This is a genomic window from Microcystis sp. LE19-10.1B (assembly GCF_027530565.1).
In the GTDB taxonomy this organism is placed as follows: Bacteria; Cyanobacteriota; Cyanobacteriia; order Cyanobacteriales; family Microcystaceae; genus Microcystis; species Microcystis aeruginosa.
In genome coordinates, this window is the sequence record NZ_JAPZQM010000683.1 from 1 (window position 1) to 11,701 (window position 11,701).

Below are 11,701 nucleotides of genomic sequence, written 5' to 3' on the forward strand. Positions count from 1 at the left end.
TGTCAGTCTGTAGAGCGACCATAAGACCAGAACAGAGTAAATCTGTTAAGGCAGGTGCGGAACCCCGCAAGGGAAAGAAGCAGAAACCTAAATCGTGAGGTTTGGGAATCACCGTCCGTTTACGGCGGTGAGGATGTCAAGGTCAAGTAATTTCTACTACTCTCGTCTCCGACTTACCAGAACTCGGTCAATTAACCGCCAAACAAATCTCTCGCTTAGTTCCTAGAGATTTACACTTTTTGTTATCTCTAATCAAGGGTTGCGCTTGCTTTGGTTTAACCTGAGCAGCTTAGCTTTTGCTGCGCTTTTTTCCGGCTTGAGATTTTGAGTTTTACGGCAACTGCTTGAGTTTTTTTTTAAATTCCCCCTTGACCATCAAGACAGTCGCTACACTATACTCGTTGTCAAACAGCCAAGTTATGGTTCACAATTGTGTCATTTTATGGGTAAATTCACAAAGTGTCACAACCGTTAGTGAAACTTGATCAATCTTTTTCTAACATAAAAGAAAGAGAAATAAAAATGGGGTGATTGAGATGTTTTTAAGCTATCTAGGATTTATCGGATTTTGTGTGATTTTTGGAGCCTTAGTCTTACTAGCTTTTGGAATTTTACAATGGTTGCACATCCCGTCAGGAAATTTAATCGATTGGTTGATTGGGATCGCCAGTTTTTGGTGGTTGTTAGTGATTGTGACTGTTCCTTGGAACATTTATTTTGATGCCCAGGAAGTCATCGCAGAAGCAGCAATTTCTCAAGAAAAAAATATTCCCGTAGATCGGAAACAAGTTGATTATGTTAAGACAGTAGCGCGTTGGTCAATTCGGCTCGCAATCGCCTTACATTTGCTGTCAGGAATTGGACTTTATACCTTAGCAGCAACGGGAATTAGTGCAGTAGGATATGTGAGTTCCGGTGCAACTTTATTATTGACAGCTTTACGTCCGGCGATTCGGGCTTATCAATATTTAGCCGTGCGTTTGTCAATGATTCGAGAACAGATTAAGTATCCCAGAGAGGATGTAGTAGAGTTGCGCGTTCGCGTCTCTAATTTAGAGGCTAATGTGGCAATAATTAGGGAAAAACTCGATACAGAAGCAAATATACAGCAACAAGAAGTCAAAATAACTCGCCAAGAATTAGCCCGTCTGAAAGCCTTACTAGAAAAATTAGAAGCTAAAAATCAGGTTGAACATGAAACCTTATCTCAGGAAGCACAAAATGCGATCGCACAACTGACAGAAGACAGTCAATTTCTCAATCATGTACGAGAGATTATTCGCTTTTTCAAGACAGCTTAGATGAGATTAATTTCTTAAGAGATCTAACCAAGGCTGAAACCTTTACTGTTCCCTGTTCCCTTGTCTCCACAGTTAACTTTAACTTTACCTTTAAGTGGTCGGACAAAAGTAAAGTTAACCGTGGGAGTCAGGAGTCAGGAGTCAGCAAGAATTGCCAGAATTACATTTCTTAAGACAGACGAGAGAATTTATGTCCGACTACTTATCTGATTACTTATGTCCTTTCAAGAGAAGCGAATCATCCCCATAGAAATCGTCAATCCCAACTCGCCAGCCGAACTTTTACTAGCTCTCAATCAATGGCTAGAATTAGAGTTGATTGCCGACAAAAGACTAGAATTAGCAATAAATGCGAGAGAAAATTCAGTTCAAGAAACCCTCGCTCTGACAATAACCACCAGCGTCCCTATATCTAACTTTTTAGAAGGTTTGGGGCAATGGCAGGAGCGAGGCTGGCTGACTGCTTCTCAAATCCGGGTTGTTATAAGAGTGAGAGCTTCCCATCCCTCTCTACTACAAGGTTTAGAACAATGGCTCCAATTAGGATTACTTGGGGAATCTCAAGTCAAGCAACTGTGTCGGGAAAACCTCTCCTGTGTCATGCCTATACTGACAACTGCCCCTACCAGAGAGCCGCTGCCAGACCCCATCTCCTCCCAGCCGCCTCCCCCACCCGCGCTACCTTCTCGACGGCCAGAAGCTCCCCGTAGAATCCCGCCACGGCCGCCAACATCTCCTCGACGGCAGGAAACTCCCAGCCAGTTTGGACAAATGTTACAGTCTCTGATGGCAGAATTGAGCGTCCTCTGGCTGCTGCTGTTGGGAGTCTTCATGGTGGTCATCTCCTCTGGTGTCCTCGCCGCCAACTTTTGGGAAAAATTCTCAAGCGCCGGACAGTATGGGGTTTTGTGGCTTTATACTTTAGCTTTTTGGGGAGCCAGTTTTTGGAGTAGCCAACAGCCGGGCCTGCGCCTGACCAGTCAAGCTTTGCGCCTGGTTACCCTGTTGCTAGTACCGATGAATTTTCTGGCCATGGATAGCTTGGGCTTGTGGCGCAACCCTCTAGCCTGGTTGATTGTGGTAGTGGCTGCCCTTTCCCTTACCGCCGTAACAGTTCAACTATTCCGGGGGAGGTACGGGGGAACTGGCCCGGCAGGATTTTCTCAAAGTCTGCCGAATCACTTGGGATTGAGCTATCTGCATTGGGGATGGGCAATTGGGGGTTTTCCCTTGCTGGCAACTTACTTGGGCGTGGTGGGAACAACTTTGATCTCCCTTTCCCGTGTTCCTGAAGGAGCCGGACAAGAAGCAGCATCAAGGAGAGAAAGATTAGCCCCTTTTAGCTTAAATGAGGCAATTGTCGTCTATGGGCTGGTTATCCTGCTGGTGCGGGCAATTTTTATCGCTCAGGTAGAGATTAGCCAATTGGGGCTGGCTGTGGGGATTTGCGGCTGGTTAGCCAGTTGGCAGACCAGACAATCTGTTTCCTTGTGGCAGCGTATCGGCGGTAGCTTGCTGCTGCTAGGTTGGTTACTGTCGGTGGGTGAAACACCTTGGCAAGCCCTAGCAGTGAGTGGTTTATCACTCCTGTTTTTTGCCCGACGCATCGGTTACTCCTGGCGGAAGTTCGACTTGGCAGCAGCCTTGCTGATTGGGTTGCAGGGGTTGTGGCTGGCTTGGCGCTTACTTCCAGACACTTTCAGGCAAGGGGCAATCACCTTGGGGACTGGTTTAACTGGCGCTGAAGCTACCCCTTGGGCGTTACTAAGCTTAGTTTTCTTTCCTTACCTAGTCTTAATCCTATTCCTGACAGATTGGTTCTCCCAATTGGGCAAGCGGGAATTAGCCTCTTTTACCGGCTCGATAGCCTTGTTCTGGGGAACAACCTTGACCTTTTGCTCCTTAGTCAATCCTGCCTTGAGGACGCTCAACTTGGCAGCTTCAACCCTGGCGTTAGTAATTTTCAGCCAACGGCAAGTCAAACTAGCTTCCCTTCAAGAGATTTCCCGCCGTTTTCTCTCCCTGGCCTATCTCACTCACCTAGCTGGCTTGCTCACCCTAATTTTGGCGATTGACTGGGGATGGCCAAGGCTGAGTTGGGCAGTTTGGGGCGTGATTTTAATCATGCTGGCGGTGCTGGAATTGGCATTCAGCGTGAAACAGCCCTTTCCTCCTACTTCCTTGCTCCATCTCCTACACCACACAACTTGGAAGCTGGGACTAATCTTGGCTGGGCTATCCTATGGCTTGTTTATCCTCAATCAGGTGGCAGTTTTCGCCCAGTTGACCTCTGTGTTGGAGCGCCCGCTTATGGGGCTAGAGTGGGGCTTAGTCTGGGGTTTGGCTCCCCTGGCCCTGACTGGGGTGGGAACTTGGAATCTGGCTCGGCGGGAAGTTGCCAGTTGGTTGAGTATAGACGCTTTAGCCCTGTGGCAGTGGCTTATCTTAACAGCCCGACCCCCGCAAGGGTTGGAACCAGGAATTGCCTCAATTAGCTTAGGGATAGCTACAGGATTGATGTTCGTCAATAGCCGTAACTTAGAGCAGGTAGCAGCAGCAGCGATTACCGTAGGTTTTGGCTTGAGTTGGCTGGCACTGTCTTTGTGGGATGGCAGTTTTGGTTGGGCATTGCGGCAAGAAGCAAGCTGGCTGTTGGCAGGGGTAATTACTGCGACAAGCTTGTGGATTCTCCGCCAATGCTTAAGGGCATTACCGAATAATTTGGCGAGAATTTATGCCCAGGTTAGCGATGGTTGGGCAACTTGCCTCTCGCTCCTGATGTTATTGGCGCTTTCTGGTAATGTCCTTAATGCTCCAGACGGTAGAGAAGCGATCGCCACTTGGCTGCTGATGGGGGCGACAGCTTATCGCAGTTGGCAACCCTCGCGCCAACCTAACCTAGTCATTTGGTTGAGCATCTCAGTCCTGCTAGTTGCCCAAATTCCCACCTGGGTAGGGGAAGAAACTCGTCTCGTCACCCTAGCGATCGCCACTGGTTTGATGTTCTTTCAGACTCATCGCCTACAAAAATTAGCAGCGGCTGCCATCACGGTCGGCTTGTCCTTGGGCTTGAGCGTTGCCTTACTAGAGAGATTGCCTCTCCCTGGATTAGATTGGCTGTTGGCGGGGGCAATCGCCCTTATCCCCCTCTCCCTCTGGCTGTTGCGCTATTGGTTGAGCCAGCGTACTTCTGCACTTGCTCTCCTCTATGCCCGCGCCTGCGATGGCTGGGCAATTGCCCTCTGTAGTCTGGAGTTAGTCGCCCTGACTCTCCATTCTCTAGCCGTTTACTCGGATTGGATGGCTGCCTCGAGCCTTCCTGTCCTAGCGGCTGCCCTGACTTTAGGGGCGATCGCCTATCGAAGCTACCTCGAGCCGAGTAACTGGGGCATCTACGGGGTAGGCTGGAGCTTGGAACTGTTCACCATCGAAGTTCTCAACCTAACTAAGCAGTCTTTAATTGCCCTAGCGATCGCCAATATTCTCTTGGGATTGCTTACCCAACTGTTGGGAGATTGGTGGCACAGAGATCACAGGCGGGAAATGCTCAATAGCTGGAATATCCTACCCTTGCTCTATGGGGCCTTAGGAGCGGCTCTGCGTTGGGGATTTTTCAGTAGTTGGACTGGCTTGAGTTCTCTGGGACTGGTACTGATTACCATCGGAGTTGGGCGGCGCTCCCCGGCAGGGAAGCCCTTGTTGTACCTGGGAATTGGCGGGATCTCCATCTCAGCCTACGAGCTATTGTTTTATCAAATTGCCGACCTGTCCCAAGGCGATCAATTTTTGGCAATGGCAGCCCTGGCCGCCAACTTGGTTTACGGCTATCGATTGCTCTCTCCCTGGTTGGCTGGCTACTTGCATCTGACGGCCTCAGAATTGAAGTTGGTTGCCCACCTGCACTGGGCTTTGGGCAGTTGCCTGTTACTAGGGGCTTTATTCTATCCCGTTGCAGTCAATCAACTGTTGGGATTGGCAACCGGTATCTTTTTGACTCGTTATGCTATCTGGCAAGGGCGCAACCATCCTGACCAGGCGATCGCTGAAATCTGGGTCTATCTGGGTATTCTAGAAGCGACTGGGATTGGGGCCTATGCTGCCAATACTATTCCTCCAATGGAATTCTTCTCTCAATACCTAGTTTCTTGGTTGGGAGTAATCGCCTCTGGGGTGGCTGTTTTCACCTATCTGCTCCCTTGGCGGCTTTGGGGCTGGCCGCCTCGTCCTTGGCAATTCCTCGCTCTTGTTCTTCCAGGACTCGCCCTTGGGGGCAGTTTAGACAAGCTCAATCCCCTAAGTTTGCTGGTGGTGGCTGGATTCTATGCTTGGCTGGCTTGGCTGCGGCAGCAACCCCGGTGGCGCTATCTTACCCTCTTGTTAGTGAATTGGGCGATCGCCCTTTGGCTGGCGGATTTCTCTCTGGCAACTCCCTTCGCCTACAGCAGTCTTGTCGGATTGTCTATCCTCTGTCTTGTCTGGATAGAACCTACCTGTCAGGGGAGGCAAGGCAAATCCTTGCGCCACCTGCTTCGCCTCTTGGGAACAGGCATTATTGCTAGTGCGGCTCTCTGGTTTCATCATCAGACGGGAATCCTGCCTGGCATCCTCAGTTTAGTGGCAATTTTTGCCGGATTAGCCTTACGAATTCGCGCCTTCCTCTATCTTGGCACTTTTACTTTTGTGGCTAATGCTTTCTATCAGTTGGTAATTTTGATTTCCCTTTATCCTCTGCTTAAATGGATTATCGGATTGCTGGTGGGGGTTAGCTTGCTCTCAATTGCTGGCAATTTTGAAACTCGCCGTACTCAATTAACTAGCTTGCTGCAAAATTGGCTCAGAGACTTACAGGAGTGGGATTGACATACTCCCACCGTCACAGCCTAACTTGACGGGGGGAGTATGTCACTGTTGTAATGCTTTTAAGAAGCGTCCCATAGTGGCAAATAAACCGGACTTTTTGGCTTTATTAGCAGGATTAGAACTATCATTAGGAGTATTACTAGAAGCTTTCAGAATCAGATTTTCTAAAGCTTCCCCCATGGGTTTAGTGGATTGTTCGGAAATTAACTCGTAACCGTCTTCTTTTTCGAGCCAAACTTGCCACAAGGAAGGATAGGAACGATACACAATCGCCGATTCCAAGGGACGAAAATAATAACAACTTTCTAGGGTACTTAAAAATCTTTCTCGCAATTGTCGGGCTGCGTAACCGATACCCACTACCGATACATCTTCCAATTGGGGAATCAGAAGAACCACGGGGCGATCTTCGGCAAGGTAACAGAGTTTTTCTACGGAATTAATCTCCACCGAGGAGGGACAAACAACTAAAAACGCTTCATCTTCGGGCTTAATTTTGTTTTCGATGGGAATAAAACGACTACCTAAATCTCCCAGTTGAAAAACTGTTTCTCCCCAATCCCGTCGGGCTAACATGGCGGCTCCAGTATCGGGAAAAATTACCCTTAAACCAGAACCATAACTGTCAAAAATAGAGGCAAAATCAAGGGCTAAAGCTTGTGCTTGTAGAGCAATTTCTGGGATAACTAATTCCACTTGTATGCGTCTAGCTCCCGATTCTAGAGCCAGTTGGGTGGCGGCTTTCGCTTGCAGGATTGTTTCTTCTAGGGAATTGGGTAGGGTCATTTCAGTTATCAGTTATCAGTTATCAGTTATCAGTTATCAGTTATCAGTGACTACCTCTGGTCGTCGGGGGCTTAAAATCAGAAAGATTTTAATTTTTATAAAAGGTAGGGTTGATTCATAGTAGGGTTGATTCATAGTAGGGTTGATTCATAGTAGGGTTGATTCATAGTAGGGTTGATTCATAGTAGGGTTGATTCATGAATCAACCCTACCCTTAATAGATGAAGTGTGAGAAGACTTGGCATCATCCCCAGCATTAAGATAAATCCTATAAAATACTTTTAGTTTTTAAGAAGAAAGTCGGTAATCGGGGAAAAGGTGAGGAGAGAAAGCTTAGGAAAGCTGATAGGAGCCGTGACGTTGGGCATAATAATCGAGAATTGCCGTGACTAGAGTGCGATCGCTTTCCTGAAAAGTCTCGGTATAGTTAATTTCTAGACTACCGATCTGACTTTGATGATAATCGAATTGTTGGAACTGCTGGGGAGTGAGATGGGTTTCCACACCCTGAACCTGTTGTAAATGGCTGGCTAATTCTCGATAGATAGCCAAGGGCATTTGCGGATAAATAATGGTTTGTTTTTGTTGAATAGCAATCGATCGCACGGGTTTTATTCTCCTGATTCGGGAATATTATAACTGATCGAGGCTTGCGGTGCGGCCGGTTCGGGTACACCATCCCCTAAACGACGGGTAATAGTTCGACCGTATTGTTCTAGGACAATATAGGGATTATCGGGATTAGTATCGATCGCTTTAACTAAAATTAAACCATTAGAGAGAGTAGAACCCGGAATAACTCGACGTTCCGTGGCTTCTCCGGGGGCTTTCACGATCGCCATAGGAGTGGTAGGTAACTGGACGATGCCCGATACTTGCACTTCTTCCGCTTCCGTCGGTTGCGGTGGTGGCGGCGGCGCTTTAACTATCGGTCCTCTGGGAGTGGCACGATTACCTCCGGGTGCAGGTGCGGCTGCGGGACGATTACCTCCGGGTACAGGTGCGCCAGTGGCCGCTGGAGTCCCAGCTGGGGGTTTTTCCGCCGCTGTAATCGTAATATTTGGTTGTAGGGGAAAGGGAGCAAAGGGATCCCTGCGACCGCGATTAATTTCCGCCCGTTTTTGGTCAGGATCGGTAGCAGGAATCAATCCCGCTACCCTTAGGGGGGTTGGTTCGGTAGCTGGTTGTACAGCGCCGCTAAAGGCGGGTGGTTGGGCAGCCGGGGGACTGGGAGAGGGGGTGGGGGTTTCTTGGCTGGGTGGTGGGGATTGATTAGCTTGGTTAGAAGCTGGACATCCCACCAACAATAAAGCGACACTCCCCACCGACAGTATTAGCGGCAATTTTTTCATAGGGAAACAAAGACAAAATGGCCCGGTCGGACAACCTTGGATAATAACATAACCTATCTTTCCCAGAAATCTAGGCTGATTACACGGGGAAAGTCAGGAACTTTGCCCCGCTAGTCCAGTTTTAATACTGACTACCGGATTTACGATGACCGATGGCGGTGACACCGTTACTATCCAAAACTTGACCCCGCTCGACGGTAGCATAGACTAACCAGCGATCGCCGCAGAGTTGTCGCTCTTTCACCGTACACTCTAGATAGGCGAGACTTTCGCTTAAAATCAGACAGCCATTTTCCCCGACTTGGGTTTCTAATCCCGTAAAGACATCACCGCCAGATTTGATGCGATTGGAAAAATGGCGGCGTAAATTGCGCCCTTCCTTGAGAATATTCAAGGTAAAGGCGGTTCCCGAGTTAATTAGACGGTCGGCGGCTTGTTCGTCGGCAACGGCGATAATTAGCCCCGGGGGGTTAAAACTGGCTTGGGATACCCAAGAGGTCAAGAAACCAGCATGATCCTCGCCCTGACGAGTGGTGAGAACAGAAAGGGAACCGACGATCCGGCCAACGGCCTGGGCAGTGCGATCAATTTGTGTTTCGGTCATTCCCTGTTGGGGAACCCGCAATTTTTTGGTTTTTTTCAAGGCCCTGGCGAAGGTTTCTCCGGCTAAATAACCTGCTTGTAAACTGCTTTCTGTGGGGCTAAAACGCACGCGCAAGGATTCAAAACCGAGGCAATAATTGGCATCTTTGAGTTTAGTTTCAATTAAATCGACAGCTTCCCCACTCCAACCGTAGGAACCAAAAACCCCGGCTAATTTAGTTTTTGCTGCCGTGGAAAGAACGATTCCTAAAGCAGTTTGGATCTGGGTAGGAGCGTGACCGGCTAAGGTGGGAGAACCGATAATAAATCCGTCACAATTTTCGATCGCTTGACTAATTTCGGCGGGGGTGGCAAACTCACAATTTATTGATTCTACGGCCAGATCATTTTCTAATAATCCTCGTTTGATCGAGCGGGCCAGGGTGGCAGTATTTCCGTAGGCAGAAGCATATAATAAAGCCACTTGTAGAGGTCGAGTTTTTTGTTCTTGACACCAATAACGATAATCGTGGGCAAGACGACTAAGACTATGACGAATTATCGGACCGTGGGCGGGTGCATAATATTGGGCGGGAAATTCTTTAATTTTGTCGAGGGCTGTTTCTACCGCTTTGGATTGCACGGCATGGAGACAATCAAAATAATAACGACGATCCACATCTAATTCTTTCCAATTTTTATCCCAAAGAGCGTCACTGCACAGATGTACACTAAAGAATTTATCGCTGTATAAAATTTGGGTTTTTTGGTCAAAAGTGCAGATACCATCAGGCCAGCGCGGCGTAGGGACATTAATAAAACTGAGTTGATGACCTTGCCCTAAATCAAGGATTTCATCGCTTCGTATGCCCAAAATTTGGGCATCGGGAAAGGCATTTTTAAGGGTATTGACGGCAGCTTTAGAACAGAGGATGCTGATTTGATGGGTGGCGGCTAATAAGGCCTTTAAAGTGACGATACGGTTGGGATTAACGTGACTGAGAATCAGATAATCGAGACGATGTAAGGAGATATATTGACGAATTTCTTCTAAATAAATTTCCGTGAAGGATTCTCCAGGGGGATCGATTAAGGCGGTTTTATCGCCACAGATAAGATAGGAATTAGCGGTGGTTCCCCGTTGACGAGCATATTCTATTTCAAATTTTAATCTGTCCCAAGTACGGGAGCGAAAAACCCAAGTTTTATCGGCAATTTCTGCGGTTTGAACATCGCGGGAGCGATTATTAATAGCAGGATTGGGAATTAAGGTATTAGTGGTCATAATTGTTAAGTTGGGTGTGGGGTGTGGGGTGTGGGGTGTGGGGTGTGGGGTGTGGGGTGTGGGGTGTGGGGGGAGTGAGGTTTTAGAGTTTTAGTTGAAATTACTCTATCTCCCCATTACCCTATTCCCCCATTTTCCTATCCCCTTCTAACTGATAACTGATAACTGATAACTGATAACTGATAACTGACTAAATTTTGCTGTTTATTTCAGTTAATTCTTTAACTAAATGTTGACGATAACGTTCAGAAACTTTTTGTTCAGGATCGATACCTTCAAAGGTGGGAGGAAGCCAAACTCTTAACACCATTAATGTACCGAGAACTATTAGAAAAGCACAGGCAGCTAATACTTGTGTCCAATTAGTTTCTAGGACTCCTCTAACAATTAATTCTCGCAAAACCGAGACGATAGAAACTTCCACGGCAACACCGATAGAAACTCGTTTTTCTTGCAAATAAATAATCAACAATCGGAACAATTCTACTAGAATTAAGAGGAATAAAATATCGGCGGTAATAATCCGAAATTGAATCGGTGGCAGCAGAGACATAAACATTTCTCTGACTTCTAACACCATGAAGCTAAATAAACCGATACAGAGAGAAATGACAATTAAATCTTGAATCATTTCTAAGACTTGCACTACTCGCACCATCATTGGGGAAGGGTTTTTAATTGGTTCGTACATTTTATTTCTCCTAAGATTGATAGAATTGGGTGTTAGCTGTTGGGGGGATTTTTCAGTGAGCAGTAACCAGTAACCAGTAATCGGTGAACTGATAACTGATAACTGATAACTGATAACTGTTAATAATGGTTGCCAACTTTGCGATGATGGACAGCAGTTAAGACATCTAAACGGGCAACTCGTCCGGTATTAACGGTACAATAAACTACCCAATGATCGCCGCAATCTAAACGACTGGTGACTTCACATTCTATGTAAGCTAAGGCATCCGCTAAAATTGGTGATCCATTATTGGCAGTATAGGTTTTAATGCCTTCAAAACGATTGGCACCGGGAGAGAAACGCTTGAGGAAATGTTTCATTAATTTCTGGTAATTATCCTCAGCTAAAACATTTAAAACAAAGGTATCGCTAGGCTGTAAAAAGGATACCATTGCCCGATCTTTGGCCACTGCAATCGCCACACCTAAAGGATTTAAACTTGCTTGTGTCACCCAAGAGGCAACCATAGCACTAGATAAATCAGTTTTTTGGGAAGTAATTAGGTATAATCCAGTGCTAATACGACCTAAAGCTTTTTCTAAGTCGTTGTTAATCAATTTAATTTGTTTAATCGTTTTTTCTCGGCTTAACCATTGGCCGAGGTCGGTTCCTGCTTCATCGGCAATTAAATCGAGGGATTGATGGGAATTGTCTTTAACTAAAAGGGTTCTTCGGTTTGTCTTATGCAATGGACGGGGTTATAAAGAATGAAACCTTTATAGAGACAGACATTGCCGCAATTTTTGTCAATTGTTTGCGATCTGGAGCGAACTAATCAATTAAATCTCTTGCCAGATAAGGA

The 11,701-nt window shown here is 46.9% G+C and carries 7 protein-coding genes and 1 pseudogene; 2 read left to right on the plus strand and 6 right to left on the minus strand.

The window, feature by feature from the left end:
- Positions 1-536 precede the first annotated feature (536 nt).
- Together O9332_RS24455 and O9332_RS24460 are read left to right on the plus strand one after the other, a co-directional pair.
- The gene (locus O9332_RS24455) at positions 537-1,301 is read left to right on the plus strand and encodes a hypothetical protein (protein ID WP_147070965.1); all 765 of its coding nucleotides are present in this window, start codon (positions 537-539) and stop codon (positions 1,299-1,301) included.
- 216 nt (positions 1,302-1,517) lie between these two features.
- Positions 1,518-6,161, plus strand: coding sequence for a hypothetical protein (locus O9332_RS24460; RefSeq protein WP_002763302.1), 4,644 nt, complete (start codon positions 1,518-1,520; stop codon positions 6,159-6,161).
- 42 nt (positions 6,162-6,203) lie between these two features.
- Here O9332_RS24460 and O9332_RS24465 read toward each other — a convergent pair whose 3' ends face one another.
- The 6 genes and pseudogenes from O9332_RS24465 to O9332_RS24490 all read right to left on the minus strand — a co-directional run.
- Positions 6,204-6,947 carry a DUF1995 family protein gene (locus O9332_RS24465; RefSeq protein WP_002763301.1) on the minus strand — a complete coding sequence of 248 codons (744 nt, stop codon included), beginning with the start codon at positions 6,945-6,947 and terminating at the stop codon, positions 6,204-6,206.
- Positions 6,948-7,280: 333 nt separating this feature from the next.
- Positions 7,281-7,553 carry a hypothetical protein gene (locus O9332_RS24470; RefSeq protein ID WP_002763300.1) on the minus strand — a complete coding sequence of 91 codons (273 nt, stop codon included), beginning with the start codon at positions 7,551-7,553 and terminating at the stop codon, positions 7,281-7,283.
- A 5-nt stretch (positions 7,554-7,558) separates the two neighbouring features.
- Positions 7,559-8,299 carry a hypothetical protein gene (locus tag O9332_RS24475; protein WP_002763299.1) on the minus strand — a complete coding sequence of 247 codons (741 nt, stop codon included), beginning with the start codon at positions 8,297-8,299 and terminating at the stop codon, positions 7,559-7,561.
- Positions 8,300-8,420: 121 nt separating this feature from the next.
- Positions 8,421-10,166 (minus strand): diflavin flavoprotein, encoded by a 1,746-nt coding sequence (locus O9332_RS24480; protein WP_288027737.1) that lies wholly within the window; start codon positions 10,164-10,166, stop codon positions 8,421-8,423.
- Positions 10,167-10,356: 190 nt separating this feature from the next.
- Positions 10,357-10,857: a phosphate-starvation-inducible PsiE family protein gene (locus O9332_RS24485; protein WP_002763297.1), complete on the minus strand. Its 501-nt coding sequence runs from the start codon at positions 10,855-10,857 to the stop codon at positions 10,357-10,359.
- Between the two features lie 119 nt (positions 10,858-10,976).
- Positions 10,977-11,564 (minus strand): annotated as a pseudogene (locus O9332_RS24490) (flavin reductase family protein); the annotation flags it as partial.
- Positions 11,565-11,701 lie beyond the last annotated feature (137 nt).